A 19914-nucleotide genomic window follows, 5' to 3' on the forward strand; every position below is an offset into this window, starting at 1 on the left:
ATTACATTCCTCCTGATTTTTCTAAGATCTTTTTGAATTCGCTTACATTGTTTTCCGCTAACAAGGCTTGTTGCACATCCTTATGTGTCAACGCTGCCGATAGATGCGATAGTATTTTTAAATGGTTTACATTCCGATCCTTAGTAGGAACGACTAACAAGAAAATTAGTTTTATTGGCTTTCCATCTAAGCTATCCCATTCCAAATCACTCGTCGTCTTATAAACGGCAATTGCAGCATCTTTAACAACATCAGATTCACCATGTGGAATTGCAATGCCGTTTTCCATTCCAGTTGGGCCAATGGCTTCACGATCTAAGATAGCTTGATAAAACGCATCTTTATCGCTAACAACCCCATTATCTTCCAACATAGTACTCATCTGGTACAATGCCTCTTTACGTGTCTTTACATTAGCCCGCAAATTAATATTGGCTTTTATCAAATCGTTCATCGTTTCACTCATAGTCTCACTACCCTTAATTTATGCTCTTACTCATCTGGTTTCCTACACCGCAACGTACCAAATCATTTAACCCAGATTTCCAGAGGCTTTCGAAATGAATATCGATACCCCGTAATCTTGCTAATTGATTCCTTTCGATGAATTTTAACTAGTAGATCATGGTTTTTGTGCAAGTACGAGAAATAGATTACACCGTACGTTAGCACCACCATCAACGCAATAACATAATGATTTTGTACACAAAGTATAATGCCCGCTAAAATTAAGAATATTCGTATATAGCTAATCATCGTATTCCAACAGTAGACGGTCTTACCTTTTTGATGCTGAATGCGATACCAGTAAAAGAGCTTACGCTTCTGGCCGATAACCGCCTACCTCCTTTCTTAAGGAATTGATTACCCGTGCATTGAACGTTTCTTGTTGCTGGGTTCGCTGACGCATAACCAATGTCAATCCAATCGTTGGAATTGGAATATTCAGTTCCATTGCGGACTTCAAAGCATCCGCACAAGCACTGCTAGAATGAATTACCGTGCTTACGTCATCCAATTTCTTGTTTTGTGACAAAGCTTGGTACATCAATTCCATTAACCAACCCCGAATCACTGCGGATTTATTCCAAGTATAAGCAACATCTTTTAAGTTGTAGTCAAATGGACTAGCATGCAATAGGTCGAATCCCTCACCCATGACTTCCATCATAGAATGTAAAATAGCATTATGGATCACCTTAAGGTAATGACCACTACCGGATTTACCGGTATACAACAACCCATCTTCAGCCGCCATATCATTTAAAACGGGTTCGATGTATTTATAAGCGCTTTCATTTCCGCCAACCATGAAACTTGCACCGTTTAGTGCACCGTAAGTACCACCCGAAGTCCCAATATCCATAAAGTAAGCGTCTACCTTTGAGAACTCTTCAGCTCGCTTCATTGACTCATGATAGTCTGAGTTCCCACCGTCCACGACGACGTCCTTGGGATTTACTAATTTTTCTAATTTAAATAACGTTGAATTAGTAATCTTACCGGCTGGTAACATTACCCAAATGATTTTTCGTTCTGAATCATTCTTCAGTTGTTCAAGTGTATCAATGGTTTCAAATCCGTCTGCTTGTGCTTTTTTTAATACATCTGCACTAACATCAAATCCGACAACTTCATGTTTATGAGCCTTCATGTTAAGTGCCAAATTATAACCCATTTTTCCAAGTCCAACTAAATATACTTTCATGACTGACCATCCTTTATACAAATTTGTTATCTTCACTGATAAAACTGGTGAATTACTTCTATTATCTGTTCCGAACTTTTAGCTGCTACAATTTCCGACATTGCCTTTTTGGAAGCTAATAAACGGTCAAAATACTTATAAACTTCATCGAGAGATAATGTCTTCAAATCTTGGTCACTAAATCCGATAAAGAAAACAACCTTAATGCGATCATCTCCCCAAGTAATACCAGCAGGATTAACATAGATTGAAATACTAGAATTCAAAATATATTGACTTGCTGTATGGGGAATTGCGGCTAATCCCTTTTCAATCACAGTTGACGCAACTTGCTCACGTTCTAGGGCGGCTTCAATCACGCCTTGGTTAGCAAAATTATTTCGAATTAACTGTTTACCAACATAATTAATAACCGCCGTTCGATTATCAAAGATTCCATTAGCAAAAATCATTTTTTTATTCAACAGCTTAATGAACGCATTCGAACCTGCTTGCTTCTGCTTCCCAATTTCAACAATTTGCTTCTTCAATAACTCCCGCTCATCCTGACTGAAGAACGGTTCAATCACAATTACTTGTTTATCAGGAATTTCAAGCGGTAAGGTACTGACAACCAAATCTTCTGAAATTTTTGTCCTTAACAATTCCGAAACTGAAATAACTCTTTTTATCGTCACTAACTGACTAAAATAACGTCTAATACGTTGTGTTAACAGCCTAGCTGTTCCCATTCCAGTACTGCATATAACAACAATTGATACCGTATTTTGAGTCGCTGTACTTGGTTGTTTACGCTCTATAAACGCCTCAAAGTGCAACGCTAAGTAAGCGATTTCATTTTTGTCCATCCGAACCACAAATCGTTTATCAATAGCTTGACTAAGCTCAAACGCCATTTCAAAAGCTTGAGGATAGAGCTTAATAATCTCACGTGTATACGGATTAAATGCTTGTAGTCCTACTTGAAACCTGTGTAAAGCCGGCTCAAGGTGAATTGAAAGATCATTAATCAATTGATCATCTGCATCTGTCAATTCATAATTCAAGAAATCTGAAATTGTTTTTAGCTTAGAATTCAATTGCGTATGCTGATCAAAATCAGTAACTTCAATCCGGTTCTTCTTTGCGGCTAAAATATGAATATTAAGATATTCACGTTCAGTATTTGGAATATGGATATTTAATTCTTCCTCAAGTAATTTAACTAGTACCGTTGTTTCAGAACAAAACTTATTTGCACCGTAATTACTATCTTGTAAAAACCGATTATCTTTAATTCTTAACGTTGAAATACAAATATGAATCAGTAACGATTGATATTGATATTCCGTAAAGCTTATTCCAGTCTGCCTTTGTAGCCTGTGTAAGACTCGTTGAACTTTAACTAATGACTCTTTGTCGATCAAATCATTTAATGAATCTGGAAAATTAACAACTCGCAAATTTTCTTTGACTGATTCCCGCCAATACTTTGCAATAATTGTACTTGCTATGTTGCGTTTATCTCGCTCAGATCCTCTGACATACAAGCCATGATTATTACTCGTGAGCTCTAGGTGTGCTTTAGCTAGACGCGGTTTAATTAACCTGATATCGCGATCCAACGTACTACCACTAATAAAGAAGCGCTGGCACAACTCAGCCATTGTAAATTCACGGGTTGCGATTAACAATCTCAACAAAATCAGATTTTCACGACCAATTGCATCCAAATTCAACAGTTGGCTTTCATCTTGAAACCGTTGCTTAAACTTCTCAAAATCACCTTCAAAATAAATACCTACGTTGCGTTTACGAACAAGCTTTACATCAGTTCCTTGCAAAGCTTGCTCAACTAAATCTAGGTAATCCGGAACCTTCTTTCTAGAAACATTTAATAATTTCATCAATTCTGAATAGTGCACTACATCCTTAGAATAGATATATGCAATAACTCTCTGAACGTCGCTACTGAGCTTTTCGTCCGTATCATTATTAGTTGTCACATAATCACCTCTTGGCTACATTTATAATATAATCTATATTTTACAAAGTTCACACGTCATCACGGGTACTTTCATTAGTTCCCATAGTTAATATGATAATATCTTTATCAAGCGTTGTTAGAACAAACCTAAAATGGGTTAGCTGAATTGAATTCTCCTATTCCTCGATCATTACCTATACATCTTTCAAAACATTATTAAGGGACGACATATACTATTTGTTTACCAACAAGAAACGACCTCACTCCGGAGTATACTGGAATGAGGTCGTTTCTTGACGATATTTAATTATATTGTTTCGTATGAAAGATTAGCAAAAATCGGTACATAGCAAACTCATAAAGCTTTTTTGTCGTATATTTGTCCTAATACTACTTAGCAATAATTTGAATCGTGCTACCCACTTTAAAGTCCGGATAATCACCTTCAGAAGTGTATAACGATCCTGCTAGTTTAGCATCAGTGGCACCCGTGAAGCTAATTGCGGTGTGGCCTAAGCGTCCTAAGTTGGTTTGAACTTCATTACCAACCGCCGTAATTGTATATTCACTGTCATCGATTTTTAAAATCATCCCACTGACAATCTGTTCCTTAATTGGTTCCACTTTAACGATGAAGCAAGATGGCCGTAAAGCGTCCGGTGCTTCATCCCCAAATAAAATTGCCATTTTGATTGACTTAAAATCTTCTGATTCTGCTCCAACTTCAACAACCTTCGTTGAATAAATCGTTCTTTCTTTTGTCATCATTCAGACCACCTTCAAATTCTTTCCGCTATTATTTTATTTCGTATACAAACCAAAACTTGCAATCCAAGCAACAAATACCCGTGGCACACCATTAATGAACCGACTGTATAAGACTGATGGCACCCCTACTTCAACGGTCTTAGAATCAGCTTCAGCTAACCCTAAACCAACGGGGATAAAGTCACAACCATTTTGAGTGTTAATGGCAAACAGTGCTGGTAAAGCGTACTGTGGTGGGATATTACCCTTACCAATTTCAACACCAATCAAAGTCCCAATAACTTGGCCAATAACGGCTCCGGGTCCTAATAATGGTGATAAGAATGGTAGTGAACAGATGAAACCTAAGATCATCAGGCCCCAAACGTTCCCAGCCAATGGTTCCATGACACTTGCAAAAGCCTTACCAATCCCAGAACCATTAATAATACCAATAATCAGTGCAACGAAGGCCATGAAAGGAATAATCGTGTTGATAACGGTCTGGACCGCATCTTTTGCGGCTTGGTTAAAGGTTGCAACGACTCGCCCAGCGCCAATCCCGATCTTAGTTAAAATACCAGGATTTTTAGTTTGTGCCGTTAAGGTCTTAGAGTTATCAAACTTAGAACCGTCATCCGTCGTTTCTTCAACGGATTCAGCGTCAGATTCGGTAGCGCTTTCATTTTCGTTTGCCTTTTCAGCTTCAACGTCGCTATCTTCTGCTAGCGTAATTTGGTCCAAATCAACGTTAGAAACATAGTTCCCTTCGTTCATGAATTGGGCTAACGGGCCACTCTTCCCAGTAGGTAAAACGTTAATTGTCTTGATGCCCTTTTTCGGGTAAATCCCACAACGTAGCGTCCCACCACAGTCAACAATAGCTAATGCCGTTTCTTCATCTGGAATGGAGGTCTTAAAACCATCAACTGCTTGCATTCCAGTTAACTTCGCAATTTTATCAACGATTGCAGGTTTGTTCCCACCTGTAATGTATATAAACTTATGTTTTTCAGCCGTTGGGGTAATGGTCAGTGGGCCGCCCCAACCACCAGAACCTTTAACAACTTTAATACTCCGATATTCTTTTGTCATTGTCATGACCCTCGCTCTCTTTTAACTAGCCGGCGAATTCAACTTTCTTAGAAAGTGAAATTCCTTGTTGCTTGCAGACATATGCCGTCGTAAAGTCGGTGACCCAGCCACCGATAAAGTTCATTACGAGCCCGACTAGCATGTAACGAATGGCTAAATCCATTGTATTTAATCCTAATTTTTGGACCCCTTGTGCAATTCCTAACCAGATAAAGTATTCTGACGGGTTAATATGTGGAAAGACCCCGTTACTAGTGTGACAGAATTGCGCAATCGCTGCGTACCAACTTGGCTTGTAGTATTCGGGTAAGAACCGACCCATGGAGTGGGCCATTGGGTTCCCTAGCATAAACGCTGAGACAAATGGCAAAATCAAATAACGTGTTACTGGATTCTTTGCTGAAGCTTTGGCGAGTGACGCCATCTTCTTTTCCCCAACAAAGGCAATAATTGCGTTCATTAAGACTAACAGTAAGAGGACAACTGGAATAATGGAAGTCATCCACCCAACCAGTGTTTTACCCCCACTTTGGAAGAGGCCCATAAACCCTGAAGCTAAATCTGTAACTACTTTCATAATATCGATGCTCCTTTTAATTCATTTGTTTTTTCCGCCGGTTACCAATGGCTTTGTAGTAGATCGACTTAATCTTGTCAACCATCGGTAAACTCCAAATCTTAACTGATCCATCGAAATCTTCCGGCTTCAACTTATTAACTTTATAGTTGATGTAGTTCCTGTAAGCATCCAATAAGCAAACCCGCGTCAACTTATCAAACTGCTTTAATTGATCGTACGACGCCGCAATTTCGGCAAGGTTTTGATTACGAAGCGCTTTCACTTCTTTGAACTTTGCAAAGATTGTCACGCCCTTCATCATCTGTGCTTCCGCAATTGTTCCGTCATCTTTGACGGCAATTAGGATCAACGTCCCTGCACGTAACTTTTTAGGATTTTTCCCAATAGCAACGGGTGCTAAGAGCCGCAACTGATGAAACGTTTTTGAGAAATTCTTGATTTGTTTTAAACCCAAGACCCCTTGAAATAGGAAGGCGCCTACTAAAATAATTCCGAAGTAAATTAACATTAAATCGCCTCCATTAACTGAATCAAGCCACGATTGTCATCATAATTCTTTAAATTATTGAATATATTGCTATTAGCAGCAATGCTTCTAATTAAGTCATACACTTGCGATAAGATTCGACTGAGTTCAGCATCTAACTTATTGGGAATCGCCACTAGAAAGACCACATTGACCTTTTGATTATCAAAGACAACGGGATTTTCGAATAGCCCCACGGTGACCAAGATTCGGTTCAAACCGGATTTATCAATCACATGGGGGAGTGCGACCCCATCACCGAAGATACTGCTGGAAAGCTCTTCTCGTTTCACCCAATCGGTAAGGAACTCGTGAGTTAACTGACCACAGTCAATTTCTTGATTGATCAGTTGTTTTACCCCCGCGGTATACGTCGGCTTACCGGTAAAATGCGTTACATCGAACTTACATAGTCCCCGCTTGACCGCCTCATCAACTAACGAGATCTGCAATCGCTCGCGCAAAGTACCTTGATTGAACACGGAATTCAAGCGAATGATTGGCGCATGTTGAATTAGGGCATTGCCGGTTAAAAAACTATTGGAAAAAATTAGTAAATACTTTTCAGGACTTTTTTCTAGATCACTTTCAGAATTAAAAATGTCAATCTGTAAATCATCGTTTAGCAGCTCTTTCAGTTGTTCGGTGATAAACTTCTTCATACTATTACTAATTGGTTTAACTAATGCCACCCGATGGATCACTGGTGCTGACATGTATTCTTCTAATTCCATTTGGAAATAGACGGTTAGGTAGCCCACTTCTTGCGTTCCAATTTTTACGTTCAGCTTTTGCGCAATCGACGTCAGGCATAACTGCGCCAGCTCAGTTGAAACGGGGTACTTGTTAAGCATGTCCACTGAAATGAAACCTTCAGTTTTAACACCGAAGATGGCACGATTAATCAAGAATAACAGGTGATAACGTAATTCCATCAGCAACCGTTTGAAGTCTAAGTTAACATCAAACTTTTGCTTAATAATTGGAAAGACAACTTGCATCAAATGGTCAACATCCGTTAAAGCTAACTTAACCAATTCATCGTTATCAGCGTTGAGCTTTTTGATGTTAAACGGGTATGAAATGAAATCCCATTCGCCCGGACTGAGCGAGCTACTGATCATTTCCGTAATCAATTCGCGTAAGGGCTTAGTCGCATCATCTGAAAGTAACTGATGATAATGTGGCACCCGCTTATCAATTTGAATGTCATATTTGCGTAACCACTTAATGACTGCGATGTTGCGCTTAATCGTCATGACCGTATCAGCATTGAAGTCCAATTGTTGGATCAAATTTGTTAATTTCACATCCGTTGGACTGTCCCAAGTTGCTTCCAATTCATAATACTTACCAACCAAATTCCGCGTAATAACGGCGTATTTGTAGTCTGAATCGGCTTTCAAATGCATCCCGCGGTTGGTTTTAGTTTCAATCTTGACATCGTAGAATGCCAGGGCCGTTTTCAAAGCCCGTAAATCTTTGTTAATGGTTCCGCGACTGACGACTAAGGCATCAGCCAAGTCGTCCACGATCACGTACCCATTAATGTTTTTCAACAGTTCCTTTAAGATGGTTGCCTGACGTTTTGCGGGATCGTTAAAGTCTAGATCCTGCTTTAAAAAATTCGTTTGTAATTTAGCAATGGCGGAATAATCTTTAATTACTAAATAGAATTTTGATTGATTAATATTAATTTTGGCAACGCCATCTAAATAATCATTAATTTCCCGAATGTTTTTGGTGATTGTCACTCTTGAAATTGAAAAATGGGTCTGAAGTTCTCGTAAAGTTAGCGCATCATTATTAATAAAAAAGTTCAACATTTCAAAATTCTGTCTGTCCATTATTCCACCTATCCCCTTTTAAAAACTACGGGGCTAGCCGCGACTCTTACCACCTGCAATGTTGATCGTGACACCAGTAATGTAACTTGCGCGGTCTGATAGTAAGTAGTTAACTGCATCAGCTACTTCAGAAAGCTTACCGCTGCGACCCAATGGTGTTGTCGTCGTGCTCTTGTAGCCAGCCCGAATATCTTCAACTGTCTTATGACGTGTGTAAGCCAATGATTGTTCATATGACAAAGTCCGTAAACCAGTTGCTTCCATGATGCCAGGTGCAACCCCAACAACACGGATGTTATGTTCCCCGAGTTCTTTAGCCCATGAACGAGTGAATCCGTTGATGGCACCCTTAGTTGCTGAGTAAACGCTTTGGCCTTGTGACCCTTCCAAACCAGCTTCGGAAGACATGTTAACAATGACCCCACGCTTTTGCTTTTCAAATTGATGAGTGACTGCTTGAGACATTAGGAAGACACTCTTAACGTTGACAGCAAACATCTTTTCAAAGTTACCTTCAGTAAATTCATACTGCCCATGAGGATCATCAGCATCGGCTAATAACCGTGGTAAGTTGATACCGGCGTTGTTGACTAAACCATCAATGTGGCCTTGTTCTTCAACAACTTGATCAACCAAAGCATCAACGGCTTTTTGATCGGTAACATTGGTTTCAACAAAGTGCAAATTAGCGTTCTTTAATTCGCCTTCCTTTAAATCAGCATTGTAAACAACCGCACCATTGTTTAATAATTCAGTGACAATGGCATTCCCAATACCTGAAGATCCACCAGTTACAACGTATACTCGTTTTGAAATATTAATCCATGACTCACTCATTGAAAATCGCTCCTTATTTGTTCATTTCCTTTTCTTCATAAACAAATATACATGAAAGCGTGTTCATGGTTAATTCACATATTTTTCAACAACTTTTTAAATTGGTATACTAATGATTAATCGATACGCTTTATTAATACGGCCAAGGCCCCTGTTCCTGCTATATAACGGTACGTTCACACGATTAATAAGAATTATTTTGATTCCAGAAAATCAATTTAATTTTTCGCAACAAAAAAAGTTCCTAGATAATTATTATCCAGGAACTTTACAATATTAAGCAAGCGACTTAGCTATGAAAATTTGATTTCAGTCCCAAACACATCCGTCTTACCAGCAGCTAAGGTGTTAACCGCCTTCTTATCTTTGAGCTGTTCGGGGTCGCCATAAACGTCTGGAAGACCATTGAATGGTTCAACACAAACGAAATCGGCATTCTTCTTTTCGGGTGACCAGATGGCAAAATATGGGAAATCGTTGAGGTTCAACTCAACCGCATGCTTAGCTTCATCACTGACCAATTGGACATGTTTCAGACCCTTGGCGGAAAAGACGATCAAACCGGCATCCAATTTATCATGACTTAACCCGTATTCGCCATCAGTCAACTTGACCATGTGCGTTTTACCACTTAATAGTGGCGCAGGATCAACTTCCTGATTTTCCAATTCAGTCACGGCTGGATCAAACTTCAACCGGTAGTTAGCAAAGTCACCGGTGGTATTAAAACCAGGGTGCAGGCCTAATGAATAGTACATTGTCTTCTGGTCCAGGTTTTCAACGTTATATTCAACCTTAAGTGCACTATCGTCTAACCGGTAACTAATCGTGACTTGATAATCAAATGGGAACTTTGCCTTGGTATCAGCATTGGCCGCACTCTTCAGGACAACCGCATCCAGACTCTGGCTAACAATCTCAAAAGTTTGATCGCGTAAGAAGCCGTGTTGGGTTAACCCATACTTGTGACCATCAAAATAATAAGTGTTTTGATTAATTTGGCCAATGATGGGGAACAAAACGGGCGCGTGGCGGCCCCAGTACTTCCCAGTAGTATCGTTCCAAATATAGTCAAATCCATCATCAATCCGGGTCACACTTTGAATTTCGGCCCCTAATAAACTGATAACAGCACTAATTTTTTTGTTTTTTAATTCGACAGTTGCCATTATATATATCCCTCCAACGTTATAACCGCCACGAAAAAGCGGTTTCAATTCTACAACCTCAGTATGGACTTGTTTGCTTCAGTTTCAAGGGGTTTTCATTAATTATTTTATATCAAGAACATTGATACAGCGCTAATAACAGCCAATTTTCACGATACCAATTTTATTATTTCTTTCACAATTATTGCATTGATAACCATACATTGGCATATACCAATATTGATACTTTCCTCGTTCAACTATATTATCCTATAACTTATTTTCCGAGTTCAGCGACTGGGTTCTTGACTGATTAACATAACTTTAGCGTATGGCTCAATACAATAGCATAACTGATACTATCTACTGTAAGGAACTGATTCTGCTTCACTTTAAAAATTTTATTAGGAGTCATTTTCCAGCTACCGTTAATTCTCAACAAACATGATCTGATTATTTTGACACCATTCAATAGCAATATCACGATAGGTTGTATCACGAAACTGATACCATTGATCCGTCATGCCAAAGTCAGCAAGTTGATCACGAAAATAACGAAAAGCCCCGCGCCCACTAATACTGCGTTCAAGTTGCACTTTCTGCTCACCATCTGGCAATTGCCAGATAAAGGCCTTCATAATGTGATAATCATTGACATCATATTTAGATGGTAGGTTGAGATACTGATCAAGGTTCGTCTCACTCTCATCGCTGTCACTATCCTCATCGTCTTCATACGCCATTACCATCGTTACTTCACCAGTCATCTTATTGTAATAATAATGTACTTCGTCACTTGCCATTTCGACTGCTTCTATGACATTATCCAACTTCACTTTCATAGTAATCCCTCGTTTTACTCTGATTTTCAATGTTCACTATACTTATCATACAACGTTTTAACGACAACTAGTTGCTAACCGATAGCCGCATCACTTATTCCGACCGTGGCTTAATTTAAGAATACGATTCAGATTTAAATACTAACATCTTTGGCGTTTAGCACCCCAGACATACCAACGTTACATAATCATGATTTTTTTGGCTAGTTTCTGCAAGATTGAGTTAGCTTCATCAGACACTAATGATGTCATTAATACCATCCCAATCACTCAATCGTCTCACGAAAAAGCCCTTAAGATTGAATTTAATAGTCAATCTTAAGGGCTTTTTCATAATCAATTCACTTGAATTCTTTTACCCAACTAATTTCTTCACGCTCTCAAAGAGTTGGCGCACATCTTCAGGACGGGTCATCCCGGTGTCCTTATCGATAATTGACGAGTAGATATGTGGAATAACGTGTTTAACGCCAGCATCCAGTGCAATTTGAAGGATTTCTTCAAAGTTATCTAAGTCGATCCCACCAGTTGGTTCCAAACTAAAGTCGTTTTCGGCGCAGGCCTTAGCAACCGCTCTGAATTCGTCTTCGTGGGCCAAACCCTTCATTGGGAAGAACTTAATTGAAGTTCCACCCATATCTTTCAACAACGCGATTGCTGTTTCAATGGAAACTTCACCAGCTGGGGTCTGGGAGCTGAGGGCCCCCGTCGCAATGTTGACCTTTCCAACGGTTCCGGTAGGTGATACCAAGCCGTTAACGACCGTATCATCTTGCCCTAACAACGCCCGACTCGTCCCAACGCCCGTAAAGACTTGGTTAACGTGTTGTGGTTGAATCACTTTTGAAACCCGACTCACCATCTGGCTTTGCTTAGGGTCACCCGCGCCAAGACCTACCGAAACGGCATTATCGATCTGGGACTGATACTTCAGCATATCTTCGATAGCCAGTTGATCATTCGCATAGTTTTTCGTCAAAACGCCCAGAATAATGTGTTCGCTCGCTGCCTCATAACAATCAACTGCATTTTGAACGGAACCCGCTAAAACGTTTAAAGCAACCCGGTCTTTGTAATAGTTTGGTGTTTTTTGCATGGTATAGCTCTCCTTTTAGTTAATCTAAAATTTCGTGTAATCGCTGCGTAATGGCTGTCATTTCAGCCGCATCAACGGCCCGAATATCAAATTCAATAATACCCACGTTTGCCCGGTATTCACGGGTATAAATTGCGGGATTACCCGCCTTTAATTCCGCCGTGACCTGTTTGGCATTCTTAGGGGAGTCCGGTTTAATGACCACGCTCGCCCGGTAAATATCCCGGCCAGCACCGTCTTGCACCTGTTCCGCGTCAACGTAAGGCACCTCGTTCAACCCCGTTAGAAATGGCGCTAAGCGGGCTTTCATCTGATTCCCGCTTTCAGGACCTTCTGCTAAGTAATCTTCGATCGCCTTAGTGAGTCCGAGAATGTTTTCCTTACCGATCTTCATGGCCCGGCCTAAACCAACGGACTGTAGCCGGATCCATTCAATGTAGTGCCGTTTCCCAAAAATCAACGCTGACGCTGGCCCCGCTAACGCTTTGGCGCCGGAGAAGATGATAATATCAACACCCATTTCGATGTATTTCTGCATATCTTCTTCCGCAGCGGCGTCTAAAATCAGTGGTAACGCGTGGTGATGCGCAACTTTCAACGCTTCTTCGACGGTTAACATACTCTTTTGCACGGCGTGGTGACTCTTAACGTATAAAATTCCGACCGTCTTATCGGTAATCACCATATCGAGGTGTTCTGGGCTACACATGTTGGCATAACCGGCTTCCACGACTTGGCCCCCACCGACGTTGATCATGACTTCTTCTGGGGTCCCGTAATCCACATTTTGGCCCTTAGGAATCACGATTTCCCGTTTGGTATAGCGCGCATCATAAGGGTGATAGGCGTGGTACTTACTCCCCGCACCAATCAACGCCGCCACGGCTTCCGCAATCCCCGCCGAAGCGGAGTTGATCACGATGGCGTCTTCCGCCCCTAATAGTTGCGCTAAATGGTCACCCGTCTTCTTAACCAGGTCCGCCATTTCAAAGAAATGTTCATCCCCAAATTTTTGCGCGTCGATTACGGGTTGCGCTAACTTAGAAACGCCTAAAATGGTCATCTTACCGCTCGCATTGATCACTTGCTTTAAATGGTACTTATCGTATACCGTCATTCCTTAGCCTCCACTTCATAGACTTGACCCGCCACGACTGCACAACACGGTTTGATTGTGGTCGTGGTCGTGCGCTGATTGCCATTCGAATCGGTCAACGTTTTGTCCGTCTGAACAACACTGAAGATTGTCAAATCGCCATCCGCACCCACTGCCAATTCACCCTTATGTGCTAAGTTGAAATTATCAGCCGGGGCCACCGTCACCATCCGAATCACCGTTGGCAAATCGAAGCCTAGCAGCATCAGCTTATCAAGGGTAGTCGCCATGTCATAGACGGGCCCGTTTTCCCGGTTACGGTGATAAATATCCGTACTAATTGATTGGGGGACGAGTCCGTTAGCAAACGCCGTTGCGGCCGTTTCAAAATTGAAACTGTCGGTTCCGTGACCAACGTCAAAGATTACACCGCGATCATAGGCTTCACGCACAAACGGTTTAACCGTGCCGTCCGCGTCCAAGATGCCATTCGGTTTGCCGTTATACGCGTGGGTCAATACGTCGTCTTTCGTCATTAATGCTAAGATAGCTTCCAATTCAGGCGGATTGGCGCCGACGTGAACCATCACTGGTAAAGTGCGTTCAACTTGGCGTTGGTAGTCCTTAGCTTTAATTAACGGCTGAACCCCGTTATCCACGACCACCGAATGACTTTCGCGGGCTTTGATTCCCACGATAAAGTCTGGGTACTCGTCTACGGCCCGTTTGAAAGGTTCCCACTGAACCCGACTCATATCGCCTAATTCATCTTGAGCCAGGATTCCGGTCTTAGAAATATTGATCATGGCGTACACGTTCGTCCGCTTGGCACGCGTCCGTTCATAAAAATCGCCAATGTTATCGGCACCCGTAGAACCCGCGTCAATAACGGTCGTGACCCCACTTTTAACGCCGTCCGCGTCCGCATCGTCATAGTACAGCGTCAATTGATCGTAGCAGTGCACGTGATCATCGATCCACCCCGCCGAAACGTAGGCGCCCTTCACGTCCATCACCCGCGTTGCCTCGACATCGGTTAGTCTTTCACCAATGGCGGTAATTTTACCCGCGGTAATCGTCAATTCTAAGGGGTCGTCATTAACACTCCGCCCATTTTTAACGTATAAATCAACCATAAATCTTGCTCCTTTACAGTTTAACCGGGAAGAAAAATCCTAAAATCATGGCACCGATAATCGCACCACCGGCGATCGGTTTTTTCCAAGCATAGAAGATTGCCGCACCAGCCGTCGCACCGATTCCAATTGGAATGGACGCCGTTACCGCACTCAAGATGATCAGCGGTCCTAAGAAGCGCCCCGTATCATTCCCAGCACCCATCATGACGTCGGCCCCAAAAGTTGCTTTGGATTGGCCTAACGTGAAGTGCCGCACACCGTAGATAATGGCCCCAATAATGAGTCCAATCACCAAGCCGGTCAGCAAAGCTAACGGAAAGTTTTTAACCGGCGCTTCAATGCCCATACTGAGCAAAATTGCGGGAATCCCAATCCCGACCCCGGTCAGAATTGAGCCACCCAAGTCTAAGATTCCGACTAAGGACCCTTCCAAAATCCGGGCAAATAAGAAACTCGCCCCAAACGCTGCGGCCGCACCGTAAGAACCACCGGTCATCCCGGCTTTTAGCATGGCGACGATGGCCACTTCGTTGAAGGCCCCGACGCCGTAGTTGTAATACATTGAAGTCCCGGCAAAGACCCCGGCGGACATGATCCCCACGATTAGCGGAAACGACCAGTCTGCGTACCAAAAGCTATGTGCGTGTTCTAAATCTTTAATATCTTGATCCATCTAGGTCCGCTCCTCTCTTAACCGCCAATCGCGTTATGCCAGCCTTGAAGCCATTGCGGCGCGCGCATGCCGAATTCTTTTAATAGTTGAATATCGAAACTCCGGAAGAAGGCGCTCAAGACGAACAGTAAGATTACCGCCGCGAGCATGATGCGCGTGATCCGGGTCCACCCAATCTCTTCAACACCCTTACCGATTAAAATCCCAAGGACGACCCCGGGAACGGCGTTACCCATAATGAGGGCCGCCATCCCACCAAAGACCGTACCGAACAATCCAGAACGTCGGCCCGCATCAATCGCCGCGAGCCAGAAGATAATCGGCATCACCATGTTGATTAAGACGGTGGCTGCTGGAACTAACACTTTGACCGCTGTCACTTGTAGCGATGCTGGAATCGAGGACGAGGTGACGTTTAAGAAGGTCACCACAACGACCCCAATTAAGGCACTCATAATCCCCATTTTCTTAGGGTTATGCATCGTTTCGGCTAAATTCTTATTCTTAATTAGTAAAATCGCTGCCGACCAGTTGGGAATGACCCGGTGCGTAACATCCTGCGTAAACGCGCCGGCGCCAACCGTTGAGGCCCAAGCATTGAAGAAGAACCCCAGTCCAAATGAAAAGTGTGACGCGGGGTCGCCCTGAGCCGCATTCATTTCACCTAAGGTCCGAAATGCGCCCAGCGCCTGGACCGTTGGTGCGTTAAACATTCTGGCAGCACCAATCCCGGCTGAAAAGCCGACCAGACCACCAATAATAATTGACTCGATTAAAATAACAACAAAGTGCACATTATTTGCCCCCTTTCAAAACATCCACGGGTTTCCAAGCTGCGTTCTTCGCTTTTTCTTCGAAGGGCACCTGCGTTAGATCAATGGCATTGATCGTGACCAACACGTCAATCGTGGCGTGATAAGTCGTGCGCGTCCGTGGAAAGAAGAACAGTAAGAAACGTTCATGATAAGTCTCCGATTGTAGACTAACCGGGGTCACTTGCAGCGGTGTAATTTGCAGTGTGACGGCATCTTCGTTCTCGACGACTTGCTTTTGAATTTGACTCAACGCCTGCGCAAACGCCTTTTGTTTCGTATCACCCTTACCGGTAACGCGCACTGTCCGTTCGTGCGTCGTGTTGATTGCGGTTGCCATGTTAAGGCCCTCCCTCCTATGATCAGCGATTACTGGTTATATTTTTTCTCGAACGCTTCCGTGAGTGCCTTGCCTAGTTCTGGCTTATCCATAAAACCGAACCCGAGGACCGTTTTGCCTTCTTCAATGGCCGTAATGCCTTCTTGAATCGAGCGCATACCGTGACGTTCTGGGTAGCCATACTTAGTGCTGGCCGTAATGGCACCCGCACCCCCGCTACCACAGAAGGAGATTCCCATGTCGGCTTGTTCCTGGTTCATAACGTCACCTAAACGCATGTCAGCGCCCATACCGGGAACAACCACCGCCGTACCGCCAGCCTCTTCGACACCAGCCGCAACTTTTTGGCCCTTACCCATCCGATCTGCAATCACAACTTTAATCATATTAACGACCTCCTATGAGTTTTGTAGCGCCGTTTCAAAGTGAATTGAAACGACGTATTTTTCTGAATCCGACAAATTACCAAGGTGATTGACGAGTTGCCCCGCAATTTGCAACGCAACTGGGGAAACGCCCGCAAACATTTCGGGTTCAACGGCGGGAAGCTGTTCTCCCGTAATTGAGCGATCCACCATTTCACTAACGTGGTTAATTAAAATAACTAACTGTAACTCGGTAGGTTCAATCTCAGCTTGACGCATGAGCCTAAAGACATAGGCCAACGCATCCGCCGTTTCAGGTTGATGGTGCGCCTCTCGTAATACTTTTCGAACATCTTCCGTGAGCCATGGTTCATCCATGCCACTCATCCTCCTTTTTGGGACAGTTCATGTACGCGGGTATATTGCAACAACGCGCCAATTTCCGGTGCATTAATACTGAGCTGATTTTCTAAAAAGATCCGCTTGATCGTTTGGACATCCTTAGTCTCTGATGACGTGGTGACTTTCAAGGTTGAATCGTAACTGTGATGATAATAAATCCGGTGAACGGCCATCATGACGTGAATCATAAAGGCTTCTTGGTACCCCACTGGAATGCGCTGCCCAAAGTAACGACTAAGCGCTTGATAAATCACTGACCCATTAAGCATGAGGGTTCGGGTTTCTTCTTCAATGCCACTTTCCTTGCCCACCTTGGGGCGAAACGGCGTTAGGCTACTCGTCGTCACTTTTAAGACCTTCGCCACGGCCGACCGAATTCGTTCGATATCGTCGTGACTAGGAAGTGGGTTAACCTGGACGACTGGAAGCTCGCCCGCGGTAATGGGAAAAATACTAATCAGCAGATCTGGGTGAAGTGCCGCAACTTGCTGGTCGACGGTCGTGATGGAGGCAAACCCGGCAATCTCAATGTTGGAAACGTGCCGCTCAATTTCTCGTTTGATCAAGCCAGTCACGCCAAGCCCCGTGGAACAAACGTACAGGACCCGCGCATACCTAGTCGTTTGATGACTTTCTAGGGAAACCATGAAGTGCAAGGTGACAAAGGTGATGAACGAGTCACTCACAACGGCGGGGTTGGATGAAATGTTATCCCGCAAGGCCACTTGAACGGCTTCAAACAGGGGTAAGTTACGCTTCTTGAGGTCCGTCACAAAGGGGTTATATTCATTGGTAAACTTGTACTTGTTACTTAACTTGGTTAGCAGGTGTGAAAATAGGTTCACTTTGAGCTGTCCATCCGTATCAAAGGGGTACTGGAGGTGCTGACTAACTTGCTTGATGATTTGATTTGTTAAGGCGGCGATGTTCTGGTCGTCGAACCGGGGATTCACGCCCCGCAATAAGTAGTCATACTCGTCTTGCAAGACAGGAAACTCGTAATGGTGCACCACTTTAGTAAATAGGACGTACGGGAGTTTCTGCTGCTCCGTTTGCGCAACGGCTAAGGGAGTGTAGCTGTTGATAGGATGGTTCATGCTCAGACGAATCGTGCAGATGACCATCCGGACAAGCATGGTCAGGATGTCCTCGAGGTCGAAGTCTGCGTGCGTCGGGGCGTGTTGAACCTCCAGCTCATTTACGACGACGTTAAATACGGTTTGAAGTTCTGGTACCGCTGGAAATTGAATTTTCTGAACATCTTTTAAGGGGTCCATAGAAGTGAGCATCGGTGCCTCAAACGTATGCAAAATCCGGTTTAAGATGGCTTCCAACGCTGAACGAATATTGAGTTCCGTTCCGGCGATGCGGTAGCCATAATAATTTTTACGTTCGAGAATCAACTGAAATTGTTGTAGAAATTGATCCACCCGGTCGAGGTCCGCAACGACCGTGTTTTTGCTGATGTCAATTTTGTTTTCAATCTGTTGCGTCGTCATAAATCCTGGATTGATTGCTAGCAATAGGACAATTTGGGCCACGCGTTCCTGCGGTGTACAAGGCAAATTCTCAACTTGGTTAGTCATTAAGCGTTGCTTAAGCATGGCGCGCGCTGCCGGACTCGCTTCAAGCCAAATGCCAATGCGTGGCTTGGACCGGTAGTAGTCACCGTAGTGTGCAAACCAGTCCTGAATCCCACGTAAGTCATTTTTAACAGTGCGTACACTGACGTTGACTTCGTCGGCCAACATTTGAGTCGTCACGGCCTGTTCCACTGTGATTAGCTTAGTGACAATGGTCATCTGGCGGTTGGACAGTTGCACGATTTCACCCCATCCCTTTGGTTATTGCAACCCCTTACATGATTCATGATACTGATTTTATACGGCATAACAATACCAAATCAATGCACGATAATTAGTGCAATTTATAAATCCACTTTTCCAAATTCATTATCATTGTAATTTCAAGCCGCCGAATGAACAAACATTGCCACGTATAAATTATTTAATACCTGTCTAATAATAATTTTAATTATATAAAAAGAAGGCACTAGTGCACTCTGCTAGAGAAGCTCACTTGAGCGCTGAAAAAAAGCGTCTCTCAAGATGTCGGTAGAGTAACGATTAACGCCATATTTATCATAGACATCCTCCAGCTATGTTGAGGTTGCTAACAAATTTAACCGGTTTATTTTAAAACAATCTTAGCGTAGCCGGCAGAACCAGCGGGCCGTGTCGGCACTGTTAGCTGGCGTTGTTTGCCAGGTTACAGTGCGGGGCGACTTGAAAGACTCGTCCCTTGAGGCTTTCAAGCGAGGCGGAAGACCGCTCTTTGGCTGTAGCCGACCCCACGGCCCACTGATTCTGCCGGCGAAGCGCTGAAGAATGCTGAATTTCTAACGATAAGCATTGCTTTGTAACGCCGCTGGGGTTTAAATGCTCACTAGCAGAGCATACAAAAAAAGCGCCGGTAGGGATTCCTCATCAGGAACCCTACCGGCGCTATGGTTTTGTTATAATCATTTTGATGTAAAAAAAAGAACCAGCCACAGCTGATCCTAACTTTGCATGGCAACGTCCTACCCTCGCAGGGAGCGATCCCCCAACTACTCTCGGCGCTAAGAAGCTTAACTTCTGTGTTCGACATGGGAACAGGTGTATCCTTCTCGCCATCGTCGCCACACTACTGAGAA

20 protein-coding genes and 1 rRNA gene are annotated in these 19914 nt (G+C 43.2%); all 21 read right to left on the reverse strand.

All coding sequences use genetic code 11. The features are described 5' to 3' along the window. Position 1 precedes the first annotated feature (1 nt). A complete protein-coding gene (locus AAA939_RS12405; protein ID WP_338207727.1) occupies positions 2-466 on the reverse strand; it encodes a PTS sugar transporter subunit IIA in 465 nt (154 codons plus the stop codon). A 351-nt stretch (positions 467-817) separates the two neighbouring features. After that, positions 818-1708: an NADP-dependent phosphogluconate dehydrogenase gene (locus tag AAA939_RS12410; protein WP_338207726.1), complete on the reverse strand. Its 891-nt coding sequence runs from the start codon at positions 1706-1708 to the stop codon at positions 818-820. Between the two features lie 32 nt (positions 1709-1740). After that, positions 1741-3693: a BglG family transcription antiterminator gene (locus AAA939_RS12415; RefSeq protein WP_338207725.1), complete on the reverse strand. Its 1953-nt coding sequence runs from the start codon at positions 3691-3693 to the stop codon at positions 1741-1743. 371 nt (positions 3694-4064) lie between these two features. Next, positions 4065-4442, reverse strand: a complete 378-nt coding sequence (locus AAA939_RS12420) for a PTS glucitol/sorbitol transporter subunit IIA (protein ID WP_338207724.1) — start codon at positions 4440-4442, stop codon at positions 4065-4067. 33 nt (positions 4443-4475) lie between these two features. Then, positions 4476-5516: a PTS glucitol/sorbitol transporter subunit IIB gene (gene srlE, locus AAA939_RS12425; RefSeq protein WP_338207723.1), complete on the reverse strand. Its 1041-nt coding sequence runs from the start codon at positions 5514-5516 to the stop codon at positions 4476-4478. 25 nt (positions 5517-5541) lie between these two features. Further along, positions 5542-6093, reverse strand: a complete 552-nt coding sequence (srlA, locus tag AAA939_RS12430) for a PTS glucitol/sorbitol transporter subunit IIC (protein WP_338207722.1) — start codon at positions 6091-6093, stop codon at positions 5542-5544. Between the two features lie 16 nt (positions 6094-6109). After that, the gene (locus tag AAA939_RS12435) at positions 6110-6604 is read right to left on the reverse strand and encodes a transcriptional regulator GutM (protein WP_338207721.1); all 495 of its coding nucleotides are present in this window, start codon (positions 6602-6604) and stop codon (positions 6110-6112) included. Then, the gene (locus tag AAA939_RS12440; RefSeq protein ID WP_338207720.1) at positions 6604-8469 is read right to left on the reverse strand and encodes a BglG family transcription antiterminator; all 1866 of its coding nucleotides are present in this window, start codon (positions 8467-8469) and stop codon (positions 6604-6606) included. The genes AAA939_RS12435 and AAA939_RS12440 overlap by 1 nt, the downstream gene beginning before the upstream one ends. A gap of 33 nt (positions 8470-8502) precedes the next feature. Further along, on the reverse strand, positions 8503-9306 hold the full coding sequence (locus AAA939_RS12445; RefSeq protein ID WP_338207719.1) for an SDR family oxidoreductase: 804 nt from the start codon (positions 9304-9306) through the stop codon (positions 8503-8505). 293 nt (positions 9307-9599) lie between these two features. Continuing rightward, complete coding sequence (locus AAA939_RS12450; protein ID WP_338207718.1) at positions 9600-10475, reverse strand: aldose 1-epimerase family protein; 876 nt, start codon at positions 10473-10475, stop codon at positions 9600-9602. A 407-nt stretch (positions 10476-10882) separates the two neighbouring features. Beyond that, positions 10883-11296, reverse strand: a complete 414-nt coding sequence (locus tag AAA939_RS12455; protein ID WP_338207717.1) for a UPF0158 family protein — start codon at positions 11294-11296, stop codon at positions 10883-10885. 355 nt (positions 11297-11651) lie between these two features. Next, positions 11652-12392, reverse strand: coding sequence for a 2-dehydro-3-deoxy-phosphogluconate aldolase (gene dagF / locus AAA939_RS12460; RefSeq protein ID WP_338207716.1), 741 nt, complete (start codon positions 12390-12392; stop codon positions 11652-11654). Between the two features lie 19 nt (positions 12393-12411). Next, positions 12412-13509, reverse strand: coding sequence for a DgaE family pyridoxal phosphate-dependent ammonia lyase (locus tag AAA939_RS12465; RefSeq protein WP_338207715.1), 1098 nt, complete (start codon positions 13507-13509; stop codon positions 12412-12414). Continuing rightward, on the reverse strand, positions 13506-14624 hold the full coding sequence (locus tag AAA939_RS12470; RefSeq protein ID WP_338207714.1) for an amidohydrolase/deacetylase family metallohydrolase: 1119 nt from the start codon (positions 14622-14624) through the stop codon (positions 13506-13508). The genes AAA939_RS12465 and AAA939_RS12470 overlap by 4 nt, the downstream gene beginning before the upstream one ends. Positions 14625-14637: 13 nt before the next feature. Further along, positions 14638-15300 (reverse strand): DUF4310 family protein, encoded by a 663-nt coding sequence (locus tag AAA939_RS12475; RefSeq protein ID WP_338207713.1) that lies wholly within the window; start codon positions 15298-15300, stop codon positions 14638-14640. Between the two features lie 17 nt (positions 15301-15317). Further along, entirely contained in the window at positions 15318-16094 is a 777-nt protein-coding gene (locus AAA939_RS12480; RefSeq protein ID WP_338207712.1) for a DUF4311 domain-containing protein, read from the reverse strand. Between the two features lies 1 nt (position 16095). After that, a complete protein-coding gene (locus tag AAA939_RS12485; protein WP_338207711.1) occupies positions 16096-16452 on the reverse strand; it encodes a DUF4312 family protein in 357 nt (118 codons plus the stop codon). 29 nt (positions 16453-16481) lie between these two features. Continuing rightward, a complete protein-coding gene (locus AAA939_RS12490) occupies positions 16482-16838 on the reverse strand; it encodes an SFCGS family glycine-rich protein (RefSeq protein WP_057705674.1) in 357 nt (118 codons plus the stop codon). A gap of 12 nt (positions 16839-16850) precedes the next feature. Continuing rightward, the gene (locus tag AAA939_RS12495) at positions 16851-17195 is read right to left on the reverse strand and encodes a transcriptional regulator (protein ID WP_338207710.1); all 345 of its coding nucleotides are present in this window, start codon (positions 17193-17195) and stop codon (positions 16851-16853) included. Positions 17196-17200: 5 nt separating this feature from the next. Further along, positions 17201-19042 (reverse strand): BglG family transcription antiterminator, encoded by a 1842-nt coding sequence (locus AAA939_RS12500; protein WP_338207709.1) that lies wholly within the window; start codon positions 19040-19042, stop codon positions 17201-17203. Between the two features lie 745 nt (positions 19043-19787). Then, positions 19788-19904, reverse strand: a 5S ribosomal RNA gene (gene rrf, locus AAA939_RS12505). Positions 19905-19914: the final 10 nt, after the last annotated feature.

This window comes from Lactiplantibacillus paraxiangfangensis, assembly GCF_036246185.1.
Lineage (GTDB): Bacteria > Bacillota > Bacilli > Lactobacillales > Lactobacillaceae > Lactiplantibacillus > Lactiplantibacillus paraxiangfangensis.